Raw genomic sequence first — 20,440 nt, forward strand, 5'->3', positions numbered from 1 at the left:
AACATCACTCGCGGATAGTAGGAGATGCGCTCCGTTGGTGTAGTCCGGCCAATCATCTTGCCCTCTCACGGCAAGGACCAGGGTTCGAATCCCTGACGGAGCACTTCTATTGTTACATTACTCCGAGCGGCGGGTTTCATCCCGCCGCGAAGCTTGGTCGAGTGGATGCTCGACGGGATTCGAATCAGAGAGTGAAGCGAGCAGAACGACCGTGGTTCGAATCCCTGACGGAGCACTTTTCGAGACTCGAGTCAACGAGCGTAGCGACTCGCGTCCGTTTGCGAACGGCGGTAAACCGTCTCAGAGAGGTGCCGCATTCGAGGGGCATCGAAGGACGGTCAGTGCTTCAGAATCGGAGCACTGCACGCCGAGATACGCCAGCGATCACCCCAGTAGCCGCCGAAGCATCGCCTTCGACGAGTCGTTACCGGAGCCACCGTCGGTCGAGAGTTCGCCCTCGGCCGTGATTTCGGCGCTCGTCATCGCGCCGAGCGAGTCGGTGAGCGTGTAGCCGGGCGTCTCGACGGTGACCTCGTCGGAGTCGGCGACGCCGACCCAGCGGAGTTCGAGTTCGTAGCTGCCGTCGGTCTGCACCGTAGCCGCCTCCTGCTGGCCGGTCGCTTCGTGGAGCGCCCAGACGCGCTCGTCGGCGTACTCGAACCCCGCCTGTCCGGCGATAGTCCGCACGTCCACGGAGCGGTCCGTGTCGGACCCGGCCATCGGATACTCGCTGTCGACCCACGCGCCGTACCCCTCTTCGACGGCGTACACGTTCGTGTACCCGTTCTGGATGAGCGTCGCCGCCCGCTGTGCGGCGAGCTCGTTCGGGCAGTCGCAGTAGACGACGATGCGGTCGGACTTCGGCCAGTCGTCGACCGGGTCGTTGCGCTCCAGTCCGTCGGGAGCGATGGTCCGGACCGCGCCGAAAACGTGCGAGGCGTCGTACTCGGCGTCGGTCCGCGAGTCGGCGAAGCGGGCCTCGCCGCGGGCGTACCAGTAGTACGCGACGTCGGCCGGGACCAGCGGCACGTTGACAATTCCGGAGTCGCGTTCGACGCGTTTAGCCGCGAACCAGCCGGTGTCGACGGTGCGTTCGGACGGGGTGGTGTCGAACTCCGGCGGATAACCGTCCATCGGGTCGGGGTCTGCCGGGAGGTCGTCGCCGTGGCGCGGCCCCTCTACGTCCTCGAAAGAGTCGGACCGTTCGACGGGTTCGTCGGTGACCGTCTCGGTCGTCCGGTTCGCCGCCGTCTCGGTCGCATTCGGTTCGGTGGACCCGGTTTCCTCGGTCGACGGCGTCCCCTCCGGGTCGTTAGAGGACGTACAGCCAGCGATACCGACGGTCGCAGCCGCGCCGAGCGTCCGGATACACCGACGGCGCGTGATATTCTTCGATGCCATTCTGTCCGCCACTGAACGGTCTCGGCGCTTTACTATCGACATGGTAAGGCGTGAACACCCGACTCACCGTCGCCCTGGGGTGTTCACCGCGACGGTTCCAGACGGTTTCGAACCGTTCAACGACGGCGATGGCGACGGAGCCGTCGGCGACGAACGCGGCGGAGAGCGCTTATCTCGTCTATAATAATAGGCGTAGACGGTGACTCACGAGATGCGCCGCGTCGAACGCGGTGTTCCGGGCACATCGACTCCCACGGCACGTGAACTGACACCCGTTCGCGCGGCCGACCCATCGCGGGTCCGTCGACCCTTTGACCCGAGGGACGTCGGACTCGCCACCTACTCTCCCCTCTCCCGTCCTTCGTCGGGGACGCCCCGACGGTGGTGTGTCGGACGGGCCGATTTATTCCATCTATAACTACCATCGGCGAGTCCGAACTACCGACAATGTTTGGAACCAGCGGTATCCGTGGAGCAGTCGGTGACGCCGTGACAGGGGAGTTAGCCTTCGCCGTCGGTCACGCCCTCGCGGCGGAGGACTACGACCGCGTCGTCCTCGGACGCGACGCCCGAGAAAGCGGTGCCTTCCTCGCCAACGCCGTCGCCGCGGGCGCGCAGGAGTGCGGCACCGACGTTACTCGCGTCGGCGTCGCGTCGACGCCCACCGTCGCCCGCAGCGTCGCCGAGTTCGGCGCCGACGCCGGCGTCGTCATCACCGCCTCGCACAACCCGGCGACGGACAACGGAATCAAACTCTGGACGCCCAGCGGCCAAGCGTTCGACGCTGAGCGCCGCGCGGCCATCGAGGAGCGCATCCGCGAGGAGTCGTTCGAGCGTGCCGACTGGCAAGGCGTCGGAATCGAACGAGAGCGAAACGACGCCATCGAGAACCACATCTCTGCGCTCGTCTCTGCGGTCGACCTCGGCGGGGAGCTTTCGGTGGTCGTCGACGCCGGGAACGGCCCGGGCGCGCTGACCGCGCACGCGCTCTCGAAGCTCGGCTGCGAGGTGACGACGCTGAACGCTCAACCCGACGGGAGCTTCCCCGGTCGGCCGAGCGAACCCACGGCCGAGAACTGCCAGACCCTGTGCTCGGTCGTCGCCTCCACGGACGCCGACCTCGGTATCGCCCACGACGGCGACGCCGACCGGATGATGGCCGTCACCGAGTCGGGTGAGTTCGTCCCCGGCGACCACCTGCTGGCGCTGTTCGGTCGCCGCGCTGCGGGCGACGGCGAGCGCGTCGCCGCCCCGCTGAACACGAGCCTCGCCGTCGACGACGCGCTCTCCCCGCAGGGAGCGACGGTCGAGCGAACGCCCGTCGGTGACGTGTACGTCGCCGAGGCCGCGAGCGCTCCGGCCGTCGCCTTCGGCGGCGAACCCAGCGGGGCGTGGATCTGGCCCGACGAGACGCTCTGTCCCGACGGGCCGCTCGCGGCCGTCAAACTCGCCGAACTCGTGAGCGTCGAAGGACCACTGGAGACGCTGCTCGACGAACTGCCGCGATACCCGACGCTCCGCGACAGCGTGGAAGTCGCGGACAAGACAGCGACGATGGCCGCGGTGAGCGAGCGCGTCCACGACGAGTTCGACGACGTCGACGAGATGGACGGCGTCCGCGTGGCGCTGGACGACGGCTGGTTCCTCGTCCGCGCCAGCGGGACCCAACCACTGGTTCGCGTCACGGCGGAAGCACGCGACGAGGCGCGCGCCCGAGAACTGTTCGACGAAGCGTACGCGATGGTCGAAGACGCCGCAAGGTAGCCTGCAATCGCCCACCCGACGCAGTAGCTCTCGGTGCTGCTTTTCGCACCTCTCTCGCTCTGTTCACCCGCGGTCTCGGCTTCCTATCGCGTCTCCGCTTGGCCTCTCGCCTCGAAGCCGCACGTCGGCTGTCCGGGACCGAGTCGGCCATCCGGTAGCGAGTCGGCCGTCCGGTAGCGAGCGGTAGCTTAGTAAGAACTCGACGGAGCAGCGGTCGTCGCTGAAAAGGAATGGTCCGCGGTGGAGGTCCCGCTACTCGACGGTGACGCTCTTTGCGAGGTTCCGCGGTTTGTCGATGGAGCGACCCAGGAGGTTCGCCGTGTGGTACGACACCAACTGGAGCTGGACGTTCGCGAGCAGTCCGGCCAGCGCGGGGTCGGTGTCCGGGATGGGCAGGTGCGCGTCCGCGGCGTCGACGGCCGGGTGGTCCTCGGGGGCGACGGCGACGATGGGCGCGCCGCGGGTTTGCGCCTCCTTGGCGTTGGTGAGCGTCTTCTGGTCGTCGGTGCCGGTGAACACCGCGAACACCGGAGTCTGCGGGGTGACGAGCGCCAGCGGCCCGTGCTTCAGCTCACCGGACGCGAAGCCTTCGGCGTGCTCGTACGTGATCTCCTTGAACTTCAGCGCGCCCTCGACGGCGACGGAGTAGCCGAGGTCGCGGCCGATGAAGAAGAACGCCTCGCTGCCGAGGTAGCGATTGGCGAGTTCGTGAGCATCGTCTCCGTCGAGCACGTCGCGGACGTTCTCGGGGAGCGAGCGCAGCGACTCGAAGAACGCCGTCGGGTCGTCCCACGGCAGCTCTTCGGCGACGTCCTCGCCGATGCGGTGGCTGAGCAGACAGAGCGCCGCGACCTGCGAGGAGAACGTCTTCGTCGCCGCGACGCCGATCTCGGGCCCGGCGCGGACGAGAAGCGTCTCGTCGGCCTCGCGGGAGGCGGTCGACCCCTGGACGTTCGTGACCGCGACGGTTCGGGCTCCCTCGGCGTCGGCGCGTCCGAGCGCGCTCAGGGTGTCGGCCGTCTCGCCGCTCTGGGTGACGGCGACGACGAGCGTCTCGTCTGTGATGGGGTCGGAGGTACCGTACTCGCTCGCGCGGAAGGCGCGGGCGCGAACGCCGGCGGCGTTGAGCAGGCGCGCACCGTACAGCGCCGCGTGGTAGGAGGTGCCGCAGGCGACGAACTGGACCTCGGAGACGTCGTCGAACGCGTCTATCTCGGCGAGCGTCACGCCGTCGTCGTCGACTCGACCTTCGACGGTGTTCGCCAGCGACGTCGGTTGGTTGTGTATCTCTTTGAGCATGTAGTGATCGTAGGAGCCTTTGCCGGCGTCTTCGGGGTCCCAGTCGACGGTGTCGATGTCGCGGGAGACGGGTTCGCCGGCGACGGTGGTCATCGCGACGCTGCCGGGTTCGACGACGACCATGTCGCCGTCTTCGAGGTAGACGACCTCGGCGGTGTGTTCGAGGAACGCGGGCACGTCGCTGGCGAGGAAGTACTCGCCGTCGTCGAGTCCGAGGACGAGCGGCGACCCCTGTCGCGCGGCGTAGACGGCCTCGAAGCCGTCGACGATGACGGCGATGGCGTAGCTCCCGTCGAGTTCCTGAACCGCGCGGCGGAACGCTTCTTCGGGCGTACCTACCTCTCCGAGATGGGAGGCGATGAGGTGCGGAACGACCTCCGTGTCGGTGTCGGAGACGAACTCGACGCCCTCGGCTTCGAGGCTCGCCTTGAGCTCCTCGTAGTTCTCGATGACGCCGTTGTGGACGACGGCGACGCGGCCGGACTCGTCGGTGTGGGGGTGGGCGTTGTCGTCGGTGGGCGCGCCGTGGGTGCTCCAGCGGGTGTGACCGATGCCGACGTTGCCGTTCGGTTCCGCGCCGCGGATGGCGTCTTTCAGCTCCGAGACTTTCCCGGAGCGCTTGTGAACCTTGATGCCGGTGCCGTTTTTCACGGCGACGCCGGCGGAGTCGTAGCCTCGGTACTCGAGGCTCTCCAGTCCGGAGACGAGCGCACCGACCGAGTCAGATCGGCCGACGCGAGCGATGATGCCGCACATCTACATCGCCTCCGAGGCGAATCGGGCCAGAGGGCTGGCAGAGCGGTTTCGTTCGGTACTGCGTCCCGACAGGGCGGAACTGTGGCGGACCATACTCGTAGCTCTTACCCCGTATCAATTACTATGAACGAGGTAACCGCGGACTTATTCCGCCGCTAAAGACCGTTTCGACGTGCAACAGTAACAACCTCGTCAGACGCCGCCTGCCTGGAAACGCCCGAAGCGAGGCGCTCGCCGTCCGACTCAGATACCGTGTGACGGAGGTCTGACGCGGGATGGAGGGGCCGACGCTGACGGATCATCATGCCGATCTCCCGGTCCGTACCCGCTACTCGGCGCGTCTGCTACGGGGGCGATAAAACACGTTCGGGAGACGCCCCCTCGGTGTCTCCGCCGAGAACTGCCGATGTGGACGTCCCCAACCGTCCGGACGGATAGCGCTGAGGTGGACGTCCCCAACCCAGCTAGGCGGACAGAGACGACCGCACACGGGCGCACTAACGGGAACCGGGGGTGACCGTCGGCGAGTCAACCGTCCCCGAAAGTTCGGGCCACACCTCGGAAAGCGACTCGGCTCGCGTGCTGATTGCTTCCCTCTCGACGAGCGTTCGAGGCCGCAGTGAGCGCTGACGAGGGCAGGGCTACTGTCTGAGGCAACGCCGAGGGGAGTGCGAGTGAGGGCGGCAGGAGCCCGTTTGAACGCACGGTGACCGCACCCGTACGACTGCGGAATCGACCCTCTCGTGCACGCGTCGTCCAAGAGCAGCGGACCAGCGAGTTGCAGAAGGAACGGTTCGGTGAGTCAGCGTCGACAGCGGCGACGGGCACGGACGCGAGCGTGGACGTTCGGTTCGGGGTTCGACGGGGCGGGGTCGAAATCGAATCGCAGAGGCGGTCACCGAAGGGCGGAGTCGGCCCAGTCGGGCGTCTCGTCGGTGAGCGCGATGACGTTCTCGCGGCCTACGTTTATCTTCGTGAGTTTGCCCTCCTCCTCCATCCGCGAGAGGAGGCGGCTGACTTTCGACTTCGACCACTCGGTTCGGTCGACGATCTCGCTCTGTCTCAGCCGACCGCTCTCCTCCTGGAGCATCTTGAGGACGCGGCCGTCGTCGGAGAGCGGTACCTGCGCCTCCACCGGTGGTGCGCCGGCCGGGTCGCCGGCGGCGGGGTCGCGCTCCCCTCCGCGGAGGTCGGCATCGCCGTCCGTCTTCACTGCCTTGACGATGTCGCTGCCGCGTTTGCGGACCACCGCGGCGACGCTGTACCGACTCCGGCGGTACCAGATGCCGAGACCGGCGAGCACGGCCAGCGCCAGGCCGGCGAAGCCGACGGTCGTTGCCGGGTTGTTCGGATTGGTTCCCAGCGCAATCTCCTGACTGTCGGTGAGGCCGTCGCCGTCGGTGTCGACGCGTAGCGGGCTGGTGCCGTAGCGGTCGACTTCCGCGCGGTCGGCGAGGCCGTCGCCGTCGGTGTCGGAGTTCAGCGGATCCGTGTTGTGTCTGTCGACCTCCTCGCCGTCGAGGAGTCCGTCGCCGTCGGTGTCCTCGTTCCGCGGGTCGGTCCCCAACGCGAGTTCCTGATCGTCGGAGAGGCCGTCGCCGTCGGAGTCGGGGTCCTGCGGGTCCGTCCCGTGGTCGTCGACTTCCGCGCCGTCGGAGAGACCGTCACCGTCGGTGTCTGCGTCCAGAGGGTTGGTTCCGAGGATTATCTCCTGTTGGTCTCTGAGGTCGTCGTCGTCGGTGTCGGGGTCGAGGGGGTTCGTCCCGCGGTCGTCGACCTCCGTGCCGTCCGAGAGGCCGTCGCCGTCGGTGTCTCGGGAGTCGAGAGCGGTCCCGAGTTGGACCTCGCGTTCGTTCACCAGGCCGTCACCGTCGTGGTCGCCGGCCCGCTCGACGAACGTGTACGTCGCCGTCGTTTCGGCGACGGCTTCCTCGTTTCCGAATCCGCGGGAGGCGACGACGGTGACGTTGCGCTCGCCGGAGATACCCTCCGGATATCGCTCGAAGTCGAACGTGACTCTCCGCGACCCGTCCGGGTCGACGTTCATCTGCTGGCAGTCGAGTTCGACCCGCTTCCCGTCGTCGTCCTCGACGTGAGCGCAGAACTCGTACAGCGAGCTGTTTCCGGCGTTGTGAAAGCGCGTCGAGAGCGTGCTCGACTCGTTCCGCCAGACGTACGTCTGGTCGCCCTGTCGGAGGGTCCCCTTCTCCGAGACCGAGAGCCCCTCGAACGAGGAGTTCGCACTCGACGCCACTGGCTGCGACGCGGCGACCGGAGCCACCGCTGCGAGCGCGGAGACACTCGCGAGGACTACACTGAGGGCTAGCATCGTCCGGGCGACACGGTGTTTCGATTGCGTCACGTCACACTCTCTCCTCGACCGGTGGATACGAGAGGTCGGAGGATGTCGAACGTAGTTCTTTCGGTGTCGTAATGTCTCATTACCGATACAATTGTTCTACAATGACTAATTTCAGGTATCGGTCGGAACACGCCCTGGAGGCTCGAATTGGCCGGTAACCGATCATTGAAATAATCGCGCATTCGGATATTCTTAATTATTCTCTTACATAACGGCCCGACGGAGGTAAACGGGGGAAGGATGACGTCAGGCGAGGGGATTACTCGCCGTTACCGTCCGGCGAGAGCGTCGACCGGGAGTACCCCGAGAGGGCGTACGCGAGGGTGACCACTGTGAGCATCACCGCGACGACGCCTACCGCGAGGCTTCCGGACTGACCGAGTACGGGCGCATCGAAGGTGATTCCGAGGAGTGCGAGCGCACCGACACCCGAAACGCCGATCGAGTACTTCTGCCAGGGTGCCGACTCTGCCGCCTCGACCCCGGGGGTTGCGGGGCTAGATGTAGTCGCCTCCTCGACGATCTCGTTCGTCAGGTACGGGTCGAACTGGTCGGCGATGTCGTTTCGCTCGACGACACCCCGGCTCTTGTTGTAGTCGATGACGCCGTCTTCGTCGAGTTTCGGGAGGTGTTCCTGGTAGAGAGCGATGTACACGCGCTGGCGCTGATCGGACATCAACGCTTCGACGGTGGTGTCGTTCTCCCAGGCGGCGACCTGTTCTGCGATGTCGCGCATGCGAACCGGGCCCTCGGTACCGCGAAGGTACCAGAGTACGTCGCGGCGGCGACGGTTCTGAAGGATGTGGAACAACTGGTCCTTCGAGAGGGGCGTTTCGGTGTCCAGTTGGGGGGGCTCGAACGGGGCCGTGTTATCGGACTCTGTGACTGTCATGTGCCAGGTACAAACCCTGGGTGGGTAATAAATCAGGATGTCCGTATCGATAGTCGCAACTGTTGCAAACGATCGCTCGAACTGTTGCGGACCGTTTCACATCGTTGTAAACGACCGTTCTGGACGTTTTTAGAAGTTCAATCACGAGTCTGATACGAGCTTCGGCGAGCGCACGCAGACTTCGTCAAATAATGGTAACGAATCTGGTAGAACGGGCGTGAAGAGAGGGTTGACAGTCACTCGTCGCGCCGCCGAAGAGGGGAGTTCTCGGCGGCAGTCACGGTGCCCGTTCGCGGGGTCTCACTCGTCGAACTGTTCGGTCACCTCGGCCGTAGCTTTCGACTCGGCCACCCGTCGGAGTCGCTGAGACGTTGTGTGGGGGTCGGAGTCGACGTGGGGTAGTGTCGTGCGTTTCATCTGTTCGCGGGAGCGTCCCGCAGTTCCAGAGAAGGCGGAGACCCTCATTGTTATACGCGACACAAACACGGAAACAGTGAGATTCGTTGAAACGGACCGTCGTGCACGCGTTCGGTGCTCAGTCGGGTCCGAGTGCGTCTCGGTGCGCTGAACTACCGCGAGAGGGCTTGTGGACCTCCTAAACGGGATAGGAGAACGAAACAGTCGACGGTTCGCCCGAGGAGACCGGCCGTCAGAGGCGCGAGAGCCGCCGAAGTTCCCCTTTTCGAACCGTCGCGTGTGACGGAAATTCGCGCGAGTCGCTTACTCGCTCTATAATAAAGCCGGTATCGTGATACGGGAGAACCGAAGCCCGCCTGCGGTCTACGCAGGTGGGAGATTACCCCCATGAGCGAGACACAGACGCTTCGTCACGGCAGACGGAACTGCGCGGTCGAACACGAACGGTTCCTCGATACGGAGGAACAGCGATGAGTTCGGGACTGACCGACGCCCGTCGTCGAGGCGAGAATCGCCACGCCGAACCGGTCGCCCGGACCGAGACGATCTGCGTCGTCGGTCTCGGGTACGTCGGCCTCCCGCTGGCGGTTCACTTCGACCGCGTCGACCAGCAGGTCATCGGCTACGACATCGACGACGAGAAGGTGGACACGCTCGCAGAGGGCACCGACACGACCGGCGACCTCGGCGACTCGGTGGTCGCCGACAGCGACGTGGAGTTCACTACGGACCCCGCGGCCATCGCCGACGCCGACTACGTCATCGTCACGGTACCGACGCCCGTCGACGAGATGGAGAACCCCGACCTTCGATTCGTCGAGAGCGCCGCCGAGACCGTCGGCGCGCAGATGACGTCGGAGACGACGGTCGTCCTCGAATCGACGGTGTTCCCCGGTGCGACGCGGACTGTACTCACCCCGGCACTCGAAGAAGCGTCGGGACTGACTGAGGGCGAGGAGTTCTTCGTCGCGTACTCGCCCGAGCGCGCTACCCCGGGCGACGAGGAGCACGGCCTCCGCGACGTGGTGAAGGTCGTCGGGGCGGACAACCCCGCCGTGCTCGAGGACGTCGCCGACCTCTACGAGCAGGTCGTCGACGCGGGCGTCCATCGCACGTCGTCGCTCGAAGCCGCCGAGGCGTCGAAAGTCGTCGAGAACGTCCAGCGCGACCTGAACATCGCACTGATGAACGAACTCGCCGTCGCCTTCGACCGCATCGGCATCGACACCCAGGAGGTGCTCGACGCGGCCGGGACGAAGTGGAACTTCCACGACTACTCACCCGGACTCGTCGGCGGCCACTGCATCCCCGTCGACCCGTTCTACTTCGCGTACCGCTCGAAGATGGAGGGATACGTTCCGGAGCTGACGCTGAAGGCCCGCGACGTCAACCGCCGCATGCCCGAGCACGTCTCCGAACTCGCGCTGAAGACGCTGAACGACTGCGGTAACGTCCTCGGCGAGAGTCGGGTCGTCGTCCTCGGCCTGACGTACAAACCGAACGTCGCCGACATCCGCACCTCGAAGGTCGACGGCGTCATCGAGACGATGCAGGAGTACGGCGTCGACGTGCTCGGCTTCGACCCCCACGCCGACCCCGAACAGACGAGCCAGGCGTTCGGCATCGACGTGATGGACCACCCCTCCTTCGAGAACGCCGACGGCATCGTCCTGGCGACGCCGCACGACGTGTTCGACAGCCTCGACCTCGACGACGCGCGCGAGGAGATGAACGACGACCCGTTCCTACTCGACGTCTGCGGCGCGCTCAGCGCCGAGGAAGTCGTCGAGCACGGCTTCACCTACCGGAGGGTCTGATGTACCGAGATTCGAGAATCGGGGTCGTCGTCCCCGCCTACAACGAGGAGGGCCTGGTCGGCGAAGTCATCGACACGATGCCCGCGTTCGTCGACCGGGTGTACGTCGTCGACGACCGGTCGACCGACGGCACCTGGGACGAGATTCGGCGCCACGCCGAGCGCGCGAACGCCGCGCACGGCAGCGGCCGTCTGGTCGAGACCGACGGCGGGACGGCGCGACTTCGCCGACCCGACGACTCGGCGGCAGCCGACGACACGGACGCCCACGAACGCGAATCCGGTTCCGAGGCCGCCGAGTCCTCGTCGGCGTTCGACGAACGCGTCGTCCCCATCCGTCTCGAGGAGAACCGCGGCGTCGGCGGCGCTATCAAGACCGGCTACGAGCGCGCGCTCGCCGACGGCATCGACGTCGTCGCCGTGATGAACGGCGACGGACAGATGGACCCCGATAAACTCGACCGCCTCGTCGACCCGGTCGTCTCCGGCGAGGCCGACTACGCGAAGGGCAACCGCCTCCGCTACCGCGAGTACCGCGAGGGGATGAGCGCCTGGCGCTCGTTCGGTAACTGGCTGCTCACGCTGCTGACGAAGGCGGCAAGCGGCTACTGGAAGACGATGGACCCGCAGAACGGCTACACCGCGATCTCGCGGGAGGCGCTGGAGACCATCGATTACCAGGAGCTCTACGAGCGCTACGGGTTCTGCAACGACGTGCTCGTCAAACTCAACGCCCACGGTCTCCGGGTCGCCGACGTGGCGATTCCGGCCGTCTACGGCGACGAGGAGAGCACCATCGAGTACAAGACGTTCGTCCCCCGCCTGTCGGCACTCCTGGCTCGCGACTTCCTGTGGCGACTGCGCGTGAAGTACCTCACCGTCGACTTCCACCCCCTCGCGGGGCTGTACCTCTTCGGCGCGGCTATCGCCGGCGCGGGCGTCCTCGATTCGCTCAAAGGAGCGGTCTCCGACGAGAGCGACGGCTCCGGCGGCGTTCTCGCTTCCATCGGCATCGTCTCGGTGCTCCTGGCGATGGTGTTCGACATGCAGGAGAACGAGGAGTTGGAGGTGCGCCGAGAGTGAGAGTCGCCGTCACCGTCCAACACCCGGGCCACGTCCACTTCTTCAAGCACGCCATCGAGGAGCTGGAGGCGCGGGGTCACGAGGTCCACGTCTTCGCCCGCGAGAAGGAGATGGCCGTCCGCCTGCTCGAACTCTACGGCATCGAACACGAGGTGCTGGCCGGCGAGTCCAACGGACTGGCCTCGTTAGCGGCGGTGCAGGCGACGTACGAACTCCGGTTGCTCCGACGTGCACGCGAGCTGAACCCCGACGTCATCACCGCCATCGGCGGCGTCGCCGCCGCCCACGTCGCGCCGCTCGTCGGCGCTCGGAGCGTCGTCTTCTACGACACCGAACACGCGACCATCATCAAGAAGCTGGCGTACCCGTTCGCCCACACCGTCTGCACGCCGTCGTGCTACGTCGGCGACATCGGCTCAAAGCAGGTGCGGTACTCGGGCTACCACGAACTCGCGTATCTCCACCCCGACCGGTTCACGCCGGACCCGACGGTGCTCGACGACCTCGGCCTCGACGAGGACGAGTCGTTCGTCGTCACCCGGTTCAACGACTGGGGGTCGTCGCACGACATGGGTCAGAGTGGCTTCGACGACGTCGGCGAGGTCGTCGAGCGACTATCCGAGACGGGCGCGAAAGTGTTCGTCACGGCGGAGATGGAACTCGACGAGGATATCGAGGGCCACCGCCTCGACCTCTCGCCCGAGCGGATGCACGACCTGCTGTACTACGCCGACTGCTACGTCGGCGAGGGGGCGACGACGGCCGCCGAGTGCGCGATGCTCGGCACGCCGGCCGTCTACGTCAACAGCCTCTCGTTGGGCTACGTCACCGAACTCGACGACGAGTACGACCTCGTGTACAGTTGCAACGGGCCGAATCGCCACAGAGAAGCGCTCAGCCGCGCCGTCGACGTTCTCGAAGGCCGAGACGCCGACGCCGAGACGTGGCGGGCTCGCCGCGACCGACTGCTCGCCGAGCGCGTCGACGTGACCGACGTCATCGTCGACCAGGTGGAGTCGGCGGGCGGCGGCAGCAGACAGAAACTCACAGCATGAGAGTCCTCCAACTCATCACCTCGACGCGCTCGTTCTTCGAGCAACAGGTCGAGGCACTGGAATCACAGGGCGTCGACTGTACCGTCGTCTCGGTTCCCGCCGAGTACAGTCCCGACTCCCCCCGTACCGTCCGCGACTACCTCCGGTACTACCCGGAGGTTCTCGCCGAGGGACTCGACTCCTACGACCTCGTCCACGCGAACTACGGCCTGACGGTTCCGTTCGCGCTGGCGCAGCCGACGCGCCCGCTCGTTCTCACCCTCTGGGGAACCGACATCATGGGCGAGTACGGTTGGCTTCGCCGCCTCAGCCGGGTCGGCGCGCGCGCGGCCGACGAGACGGTGCTCCCGAGTCGCGCGATGGCGAGTCACCTCGGGCAGAACTACACGCACCTCCCGTTCGGCGTCGACACCGACCGGTTCCGACCTGTCGACCGCGACGAGGCGCGCAAGCGAATCGGCTGGGACACCGACGAGACGGTCGCGCTGTTTCCGTACGAGAAGTCCCGCGACGAGAAAGATTACCCACGCGCGCGCGCCGTCGTCGAGGCGGCCGACGCCGACGTGACCCTCCGGACCGTCTCGAACGTCCCCTACGAGGAGATGCCGTACTACATGAACGCCAGCGACGCGCTACTCGTCACCTCGCGCCGCGAGAGCGGCCCGATGGTAGTCAAGGAGGCCGCCGCCTGCGGTCTCCCCGTCGTCTCCACCGACGTCGGCTTCGTCCGCGACGAGTTCGGCGACGCACCGGGCGTCGCCGTCGGCACGACGAACGACGAACTCGCGGCCGAACTCGACCGGACGGTCGCCGACGTCGACTCGCTCGGTGACAGAGAGCGCCGACGGTCGGTGTCGCCGGACGTCAGCGTCGACCTGATGGGCGAGCGCCTCGCCTCACTGTACGAGTGCGTCGCGCAGGGGGCCGCCTGAGATGAGCACGAGTTCGGTCGGCGACTGGCTCCGCGCCCGTCGTTTCGACGTGGACGCGGCGGTGCTCGCGCTGCTCGCCGCGCTCGCGATGGTGCCGCTTCGTTTCCTGTTCTCGCAGGTGTACGTCGAGACCATCCCCTTGGTCCTCGGTGGGGCTGCCGTGCTGTACCTGCTGTCGGTGTACGGCGGCCACGGGAAGAACGACGGGGCCGCGTTCGTCTTACCGACGGGCGTCTCTCGGCTCCTCCCCAGCGTCGTCGTGCTCGGAACCGCCGGGATGCTACTCGCGGCGGTTCTCGCCGGCGAGCGAGGCGTCGCCTTCTACGGTATCGCGGGGGTGACCGGGACGCTCCTCCTCCTGCAGATACTGTTCGCCAAAGAAGAGGCGTTCAACCCCTCGATACTGCTGTTACAGGTCGTTCTCGTCGCCGGAACCGTCCGCTTTGCCGCGCTGGCGACGGTGCCCGGATTCATCGGCATCGACATCTGGACGCACCTGCCCGAGTTGACGACCGGTATCCTCGAAGCAGGGTCGTTAGACGCCATCTCCGACGACAAGCACTACGTCTCGCCGTTGTACCACCTGCTCGTCGCGTCGGCGTCGCTCATCTACGACGTGCCGCTTCGGACGGCGCTGTACCTCTCGTTGGGCGTCGTCATCCCGCTGTCGCCGCTTCTCATCTACATGGCGACGCGCGAACTCGTCGCCGAGCGGTGGGCGGTGCTCGCGGCGGCGCTGTTCTCGCTCGGTGACTACGTCATCGAGTGGGGGATGCACATCATCCCGACGAGCATGGGGCTCGTCATCTTCCTGGCCGTCCTGTACGCGCTGATTCGGCTGATGCAGACCGACTACGCGGCGCGCGACTTCGCGCTGCTCGCCGGTCTGTCAGTGGCGCTCATCCTCACCCACCAGGTGTCGTCGTTCATCATGCTCGTCGTCTTCGGCGGCGCGGTCGTCGCGTACTTCCTCCTCAACCTCGGCATCTATCGCGTCTCGCGGCTCCGCCCGGACGTGTTCCGCGCGCGCAACCCGGTGAACATCCTCGGCCTCGTCGTCTTCGACGTGGGGCTCATCACCTTCCTCTGGTCGTTCACGCCGTACAAGGGCGGGACGTTCTTAGAGACCATCCTGAGCTTCCTCGCGGAGACGGTGGCGTCGAGCGCCGGGTTCGGGAACCTCGCGGGCGGACCCAGCACCGCATCGAGCGAGAGCGCCGCCTCCGGCCCCACGCCGCCGCTGGCGGAACTGGCGGCGTACATCGACGTGCTCGGCTTCCTCTTGCTCCTCCTCGGGACGTTCGTCGGCTGTCTGTACGTGGTCCACCGCGACCGCGCCAAGCAGTCGGTGTTCACGCTGCTCATCGGAACGGCCATCATGCTCGTGTTCACGCTGGGGCTGCCGATGTTCGGCATCCGCAACTTCATCCCCCAGCGGTGGTTCGCGTTCATGTACGCCCCGATGGCGATTCTGACCGCCGTCGGCGTGCGCTACCTCGTGGCGAACCTCAATCCCAAAATCCTGGTCGCCGGGTTGCTCGTCGCCGCGCTGATGTTCCCCGGCGCGATGGTCGCCTCGCGGAACGGCACCATCGACAACCCGGTGCTTCCGCAGGGCGAGACGCTGAGCTACAACGAGGAGTCCGTCGCCGCCGTCCACACCATCGGCGAGATGACCGGCGGCCCCGACCCGATGGAGATTCGCCCCGAGCAGCAGCTGCGGACCGACCACCCGTACCAGACGGTGTTCAAGCGAACGGGGGCCTACACGGCCGACACGGCGAACGTCACCGACGGGGACCCCGTCGACCACGACGTGACTGTCTACCGCGAGTTCCAGTCCTCGGGGACGACGTACTTCGTCAACGAGCAGGGCATCGGCGAACCGCGCGACATTCCGCAGGAGCGCATCTGCCGACCGTCACAGAGCACGCTGTACGACAACGGCGACGTGCGGATGTGCGTCACGCCGTCGGACGGGAACGCCGGCGCCTGATCTCCTTCTCACCGGATTCACCTCTCACAGCGCTCTGTTCTCGCAACACCTTCGGTGACGACCGCAACGGCGGAGAGCGGCAGTAGCAAGCGACGACCGACGCCGAGCGACGACGGAAAGCGACGATGGAGAGTGACGCCGGAAAGAACGCTTCCTCGCCGGGCTGTCGGCGCCGTTCTCTCCTCCGCCGTCGCCGTCGTCGGATTAGCCGTCGAGTCGTTCAGTCTCGTGATTTTGCCCGACTGCGGCGTTCGATTTAGCCAGCGGCAGCGCCCGCTGTTCGTCGGCACGGCGGTTGCCGGGTCGGGAGCGCCGCGGTCACGGTACTCGACCTCGCAACCGTCACCACCCGAATCGGGTCGCCGTCGCAGCTGTCTCTGGCGGAGTCCTGTTCGAACGCGTCCGCCGTTTTCCGTTCGGTAGGAGTTCGGGGTGGCGCACCGTTGAGGCGTCGCTACCGCGAGTCGCAGAGAACTCATCGCTCGGACGACGACGAACCTCGCTCGGTTCCGAAGCGGTGTCGAAACGGACATCAGCCGAGCAACTGCAGCTATCGCATGCGACGCAGAACGGTCCTCTCGGGAATCGCCTCCGCCTCCTTCCCCCTCCTCGCCGGGTGTTCGACGTTCGAAGGCACCGCCCCCTCGTACCGACTCGCTTCGGTCGTCGTCCAGAACCGAGACGCCGAGGAACACGACGTCACCGTCGGAGTCACCGAGGGCGACTCGCTCGTCTTCCTCGACTCCGGCGTCGCGTCGTCGGGCGAGTGGAGCGACGGGAGCCTCGAACGGGAGGGTGGCCTCGTCTTCGAACCGCCGCTCGCGGAGTCGGGAGAGTACGCGGTCCACGTCCGAGTAGACGACGGCCCGCTACGCAGCGTTCCGACCGAGGGGGTCGTCGAGGACGGCGGCTGTCTCGGCGTGCGCCCGACCGTCGAACGCGGCGGCGGCTTTCACTTCTCCTACGTCTACGAGGGCTGTGCAGAGAACGGAGCGTGAGTTGCGTCGAAAAGCAGACGTGGAATCACCGACGTAGCGGCCGGACCGCCGTCGCCACGCCGGGGAAGCCGTCGTACGCCCAGAGACCGAAGACGAACGCCGCCAGCGCCAACTCGAAGGCCAGGAGCAGGCTCACGTCGAGTCGGACGATGTCGACCAGCCACCGAGCGAGGTAGTAGACGACGAGTTCCAGCGACCCGGCTTCGGGGGCCGCGCCGGTGTTGTTGACCAGCGGCCACAACAGCGGGTCGAACGAGAGGGCATCACCCTCGACGAGCGGGTAGATGACGTCGCCGACGAGATGCGAGAGGTGGCCGACGACGAACGCCGCGCCCCACATCACGCCGCCGAGCCGCTTTGCGAGGAGCAGCGCCGCGACGGCGAAGACGGGCACGAGAAAGACCGAGTGCGCGAGCCCGTACCCCGTCGGCACGACGCCGAAGGTCCACGAGAGCGGCTTGTCGACCAGGTCGGGAAACTGCGTCGCCGCCGCGAGGACGAACACTTCGGGGCCCGTCGGACTCCGTCCGGTCGTGTGTCGAAACAGCGAGTAGAGCACGTAGCCGAAGGCGAGATGTTCCCAGGGCCACATCAGCGGGTGCCCGTAGACCGGGTCGATGCTGTGAGAGCGTCCGCGGCGAGCGCCGCGTCACCCGCATCGCTTCCCGAGGCGGACGGACCCGCGAGCGACCCGTTCTGTCCGCCACCGCCGGAGACGGTGACGTACAGTTTGAGACTCCGGTAGGCGTTCTCAACCGACGGGTCTGCGGGTGCGTCGCCCCGGTACAACAGCAGCGTAAACCGAACGTCGCCGGACATCGACGGCGTCACCGTCACGTCGCGGGTGACGTTCTCTCTGGAGTCGAGCGTGAGGTCCGTCAACCCGATCTGTTCGGATTCGGTCACCGTCGTCTCGTTGCCGTTCGTCTGCACTCGCTCGCTCAGTACGACGACGCTGTACGACTCGGTCTGCTGCTCGCGGTTCTCGACGCCGAAAGTGACGTTCGCCGGCTCTCCGGCCGCGAACTGGTTCTGGTACATCGACTGCGTGTCGCCGTCGACGTTCTCGGTCTCGACGTAGAACTCGGTGAAGCCCTCGTCGTCGGTCGGCACCGTCGCCGCGTAGCCGACCGTCGAGAGCAGGACGAGCAGGCTCAAAGCCAGCGCGACGGCCGGGAGCCGTCCGCCCTCGGCCCGACCGCGCATCGGATGCTCCGGCGGCCGCGAGGAGAACAGCCCCGTGATGGCGGTCGGATACGGCGGTGCGTAGCGCTCGTCCAAGTCGAGCGTCGCCCGGCGCACGAACGCGACGAGCAACAGCACGGCCGTCGTCGCCTCGACGCCGACGGCGACGGGCAGCAGTTCGATGGGTTGCGGCGATAAGTGGACGCCCAGCGTGATGAGCGGGACGACCAACGCACTGCCGACGACGGCCAGCGCGAAGCGCTCGACACCCGTCACCGACCGGGCGGTCGGGAGCGGGTTCCGAAGCCCCGAAACGGCGTCGTCGAAGGCGGTTCGGGAGGTGGTGTTTCGGTCGGGGAAGATGGCGGAGACCAGCGCGTACCCCGGCAGGAACAGCACGAGCGGCATCGTGAGGAGGAGTCGCGGCAGTCCGGTGAGGGAGGTGTGAATCGCGGCGGCCGAGACGCCGAGGAGCGCGAGCGCGGCGACGAGGTCGGTGAACCACGGACTGCGGCGCGAGTACGGGGAGTGGGACACGGGTATCAGGCACCTCGTTTGCCCGTGTCCGGGACGCGTTCGTCGACGGCGAACACCTCTTTCGGGCGGATCGACCGCTCCGTGCAGAGTTCGAGCCAGCCGAAGCTGTCGTTGATACGGAGCTTGTGCCGCACCGGGAGGTCGTGGACGTACGGTTCGTCGGGGAACAGCACCTCGTCGAGTTCGTACTCGCGGTAGATGTCTCGGCGATCGGGCCACGGCGACTCGAAGCCCTCGACGAGCGGCAGTTTGCGACGGAGGAACCCCTCGACGTGGTTGAGAATCTGCGTGTCGTACGGGCGGTCCGGCGGCGGGTTCCGCAGGATGTCGTCGTCGAGGCGGCGAAGCGCCTTGATGAACGTCGCCGTGTTGCGGTGCTGCGGCGGCGTCGTCAGGTGCCAGTCGAGCAGTTCCGCGTCCGCGACGACGAACGACTCGAAGAAGTTGTCCGCGAGGTGGGTCCGGAACGGCGTCGACGGCTGGTTGCTGATGCCCGTGATGTCGATGGCGTTCTGGACGCCGTCGGCGCGGTCCCACGCCTTCTCGAACTCGCGGGAGACGGCGTCTCTGACGAACGTCGCCGGGTCGGCGTCGAGGCCGACGAGTTGGTCGGCGACGGCCTGACTCGCCTCGGGCATGTAGCCGAGTTTCGAGAGCAGGTTCTCGACGGGGTTCGGGTTCGGGTCGAGGCGGCGGAACGGTACGGTCTTGCCGAACAGCTCGACGCCGTCCTGCGCGAGGAAGTGCCCGCGGAGGAACGTGTCGCAGAGCAGTCCGTGGAACATCGAGTCGACGTCCATCTCGTCGGAGTAGCCCGCGTGGTGGATGTGGAGCGACTCCTTGATTCCCTGCGAGTAGCGGACTTTCGACTCGTCGGCCATCAGGTATCGGTGCGTCGGCCGGAACGCGGTGTGTTCGGCACCGTACTGGGTGGCGAGGGTCCGCGCGCCCCCGGTCTCTTGCCCTTCGGGGTGGCCGACGGTGTAGCAGTGTTCGATCTCGGGCATCTTCGAGAGCACCGTCCGCGAGTCGTACCCCGCCGAGAGGAGCAGTCCCTTCCGGCCCGGCATGCGGGCGCGGCGGCGGACCGCCCGTCCGAGTCGGTCGGCCAGTTCCTGGACGTAGTCGAACTCCTGCGGTTCGTAGACGAACCGCGAGAGGTCGTACGTCTCCGATTCGGTGAGTACCGCGTCGATAGGGAGGCGGAACATCCGTTCGAGCAGCGATTTCTCGCCGAGAACGACGCCGAGGTGGAGGAACTCGAGGAGGGCGTCGCGGCGGACGGCGTGACCCGAGAGCGTCCGCGCGACGGCGGCCGCGTCGGAGCTGAACACGCGCCCGTCGTCGGTGTCGGCGTAGAAACAGTCCCACGAGCGGATGGGGTCGTTGACGACGAACGCCTCGCCGTCCCGTTCGACGAAGACGAGGTAGGAGCCGTTGAGTTCGGAGAACGCGTCGTGTCCGACCTCGGCGTAGCGGTCGAGAACCCACTCGGCGACGTTGTTGTGGGTGCCGGGCGCGTACGCCTCGCCCCAGACCGCGCACTCGCCTTTCGGACCGGAGTACGTGTCGCTGCGTCCGGGGTGGCCGAGGCCGGGGTCGCGGATGCCGACGGTGGCGACGTCGCCGCCGACGACGGTGTCGAACTCGTGTGGCGAGCGCAGGCGCTCGAACTGGCGGGCGTCGCCGAAGACGCCGAAGAACTGCTTCTGCATGCTCACTGTCTCACACTCCGTTCTCGCGGGAGGGGACGAACACGCACGGAACGCTGTTCGACTGTGGATGGGGTGGATGTACCGCGGTCGGTCGACGCGACGGGTCGACTCGGGCGGCGGGTGGTCGATATCATAGCTGTCGATAGGTGCGGATACGACTCTCTGGGAACGCCCGGGGCTTTGCTATGGACCGGGTAAGCCAGTTCACCGGCCGGATTGTGGTGGGCGTAAC

General features: G+C 66.6%; 14 protein-coding genes and 1 tRNA gene. 8 read left to right on the forward strand and 7 right to left on the reverse strand.

The window, feature by feature from the left end; all coding sequences use genetic code 11:
* Positions 1–28: 28 nt before the first annotated feature.
* Positions 29–103 (forward strand) — tRNA-Glu (locus FCF25_RS05935).
* Positions 104–384: 281 nt separating this feature from the next.
* Here the strand turns inward: FCF25_RS05935 and FCF25_RS05940 are convergent.
* A complete protein-coding gene (locus FCF25_RS05940) occupies positions 385–1,401 on the reverse strand; it encodes a rhodanese-like domain-containing protein (RefSeq protein ID WP_168191210.1) in 1,017 nt (338 codons plus the stop codon).
* Positions 1,402–1,848: 447 nt separating this feature from the next.
* On the opposite strand from FCF25_RS05940, the gene glmM reads away from it, so the two are divergent.
* A complete protein-coding gene (gene glmM, locus FCF25_RS05945) occupies positions 1,849–3,165 on the forward strand; it encodes a phosphoglucosamine mutase (RefSeq protein WP_137047678.1) in 1,317 nt (438 codons plus the stop codon).
* A gap of 252 nt (positions 3,166–3,417) precedes the next feature.
* Here glmM and glmS read toward each other — a convergent pair whose 3' ends face one another.
* The 3 genes from glmS to FCF25_RS15860 form a co-directional block, all read right to left on the reverse strand.
* A complete protein-coding gene (gene glmS / locus FCF25_RS05950; protein WP_137047679.1) occupies positions 3,418–5,220 on the reverse strand; it encodes a glutamine--fructose-6-phosphate transaminase (isomerizing) in 1,803 nt (600 codons plus the stop codon).
* A gap of 895 nt (positions 5,221–6,115) precedes the next feature.
* Positions 6,116–7,474, reverse strand: a complete 1,359-nt coding sequence (locus FCF25_RS05955; protein ID WP_217353096.1) for a helix-turn-helix domain-containing protein — start codon at positions 7,472–7,474, stop codon at positions 6,116–6,118.
* Positions 7,475–7,841: 367 nt separating this feature from the next.
* Entirely contained in the window at positions 7,842–8,474 is a 633-nt protein-coding gene (locus FCF25_RS15860; RefSeq protein WP_254425892.1) for a hypothetical protein, read from the reverse strand.
* A gap of 887 nt (positions 8,475–9,361) precedes the next feature.
* Here FCF25_RS15860 and FCF25_RS05965 point away from each other — a divergent pair.
* The 6 genes from FCF25_RS05965 (at position 9,362) to FCF25_RS05990 (ending at position 16,771) form a co-directional block, all read left to right on the forward strand.
* Positions 9,362–10,708, forward strand: a complete 1,347-nt coding sequence (locus tag FCF25_RS05965; RefSeq protein ID WP_117595238.1) for a nucleotide sugar dehydrogenase — start codon at positions 9,362–9,364, stop codon at positions 10,706–10,708.
* Positions 10,708–11,790 (forward strand): glycosyltransferase family 2 protein, encoded by a 1,083-nt coding sequence (locus tag FCF25_RS05970; protein ID WP_137047681.1) that lies wholly within the window; start codon positions 10,708–10,710, stop codon positions 11,788–11,790. Before FCF25_RS05965 ends, FCF25_RS05970 begins: the two co-directional genes overlap by 1 nt.
* On the forward strand, positions 11,787–12,845 hold the full coding sequence (locus tag FCF25_RS05975) for a DUF354 domain-containing protein (RefSeq protein ID WP_137047682.1): 1,059 nt from the start codon (positions 11,787–11,789) through the stop codon (positions 12,843–12,845). The genes FCF25_RS05970 and FCF25_RS05975 overlap by 4 nt, the downstream gene beginning before the upstream one ends.
* Positions 12,842–13,777 carry a glycosyltransferase gene (locus FCF25_RS05980; RefSeq protein WP_137047684.1) on the forward strand — a complete coding sequence of 312 codons (936 nt, stop codon included), beginning with the start codon at positions 12,842–12,844 and terminating at the stop codon, positions 13,775–13,777. Before FCF25_RS05975 ends, FCF25_RS05980 begins: the two co-directional genes overlap by 4 nt.
* 1 nt (position 13,778) lies before the next feature.
* A complete protein-coding gene (locus FCF25_RS05985) occupies positions 13,779–15,773 on the forward strand; it encodes a hypothetical protein (protein WP_117595242.1) in 1,995 nt (664 codons plus the stop codon).
* 557 nt (positions 15,774–16,330) lie between these two features.
* Positions 16,331–16,771, forward strand: a complete 441-nt coding sequence (locus tag FCF25_RS05990) for a hypothetical protein (RefSeq protein ID WP_137047686.1) — start codon at positions 16,331–16,333, stop codon at positions 16,769–16,771.
* A 25-nt stretch (positions 16,772–16,796) separates the two neighbouring features.
* On the opposite strand, the gene FCF25_RS05995 is transcribed toward FCF25_RS05990, so the two are convergent.
* The 3 genes from FCF25_RS05995 to FCF25_RS06005 are packed head-to-tail and all read right to left on the reverse strand — an operon-like array spanning position 16,797 to position 20,208.
* Positions 16,797–17,363 carry a metal-dependent hydrolase gene (locus FCF25_RS05995; protein ID WP_137047688.1) on the reverse strand — a complete coding sequence of 189 codons (567 nt, stop codon included), beginning with the start codon at positions 17,361–17,363 and terminating at the stop codon, positions 16,797–16,799.
* The gene (locus tag FCF25_RS06000; protein ID WP_168191211.1) at positions 17,363–18,493 is read right to left on the reverse strand and encodes a DUF1616 domain-containing protein; all 1,131 of its coding nucleotides are present in this window, start codon (positions 18,491–18,493) and stop codon (positions 17,363–17,365) included. Before FCF25_RS06000 ends, FCF25_RS05995 begins: the two co-directional genes overlap by 1 nt.
* Before the next feature lie 5 nt (positions 18,494–18,498).
* Positions 18,499–20,208, reverse strand: a complete 1,710-nt coding sequence (locus FCF25_RS06005) for an asparagine synthase-related protein (RefSeq protein WP_137047692.1) — start codon at positions 20,206–20,208, stop codon at positions 18,499–18,501.
* Between the last annotated feature and the right edge of the window lie 232 nt (positions 20,209–20,440).

This window comes from Haloprofundus sp. MHR1 (assembly GCF_005155585.1).
Lineage (GTDB): Archaea > Halobacteriota > Halobacteria > Halobacteriales > Haloferacaceae > Haloprofundus > Haloprofundus halophilus.

Bases quoted from the DNA above. Each gene is read 5' to 3' on its own strand.
- glmM (WP_137047678.1), top strand. From the start codon at position 1,849: ATGTTTGGAACCAGCGGTATCCGTGGAGCAGTCGGTGACGCCGTGACA.
- FCF25_RS05980 (WP_137047684.1), top strand. From the start codon at position 12,842: ATGAGAGTCCTCCAACTCATCACCTCGACGCGCTCGTTCTTCGAGCAA.
- FCF25_RS15860 (WP_254425892.1), bottom strand. From the start codon at position 8,474: ATGACAGTCACAGAGTCCGATAACACGGCCCCGTTCGAGCCCCCCCAA.
- FCF25_RS05965 (WP_117595238.1), top strand. From the start codon at position 9,362: ATGAGTTCGGGACTGACCGACGCCCGTCGTCGAGGCGAGAATCGCCAC.
- FCF25_RS05970 (WP_137047681.1), top strand. From the start codon at position 10,708: ATGTACCGAGATTCGAGAATCGGGGTCGTCGTCCCCGCCTACAACGAG.
- FCF25_RS05995 (WP_137047688.1), bottom strand. From the start codon at position 17,363: ATGTGGCCCTGGGAACATCTCGCCTTCGGCTACGTGCTCTACTCGCTG.
- FCF25_RS05985 (WP_117595242.1), top strand. From the start codon at position 13,779: ATGAGCACGAGTTCGGTCGGCGACTGGCTCCGCGCCCGTCGTTTCGAC.
- FCF25_RS05990 (WP_137047686.1), top strand. From the start codon at position 16,331: ATGCGACGCAGAACGGTCCTCTCGGGAATCGCCTCCGCCTCCTTCCCC.
- FCF25_RS05940 (WP_168191210.1), bottom strand. From the start codon at position 1,401: ATGGCATCGAAGAATATCACGCGCCGTCGGTGTATCCGGACGCTCGGC.
- FCF25_RS06005 (WP_137047692.1), bottom strand. From the start codon at position 20,208: ATGCAGAAGCAGTTCTTCGGCGTCTTCGGCGACGCCCGCCAGTTCGAG.
- glmS (WP_137047679.1), bottom strand. From the start codon at position 5,220: ATGTGCGGCATCATCGCTCGCGTCGGCCGATCTGACTCGGTCGGTGCG.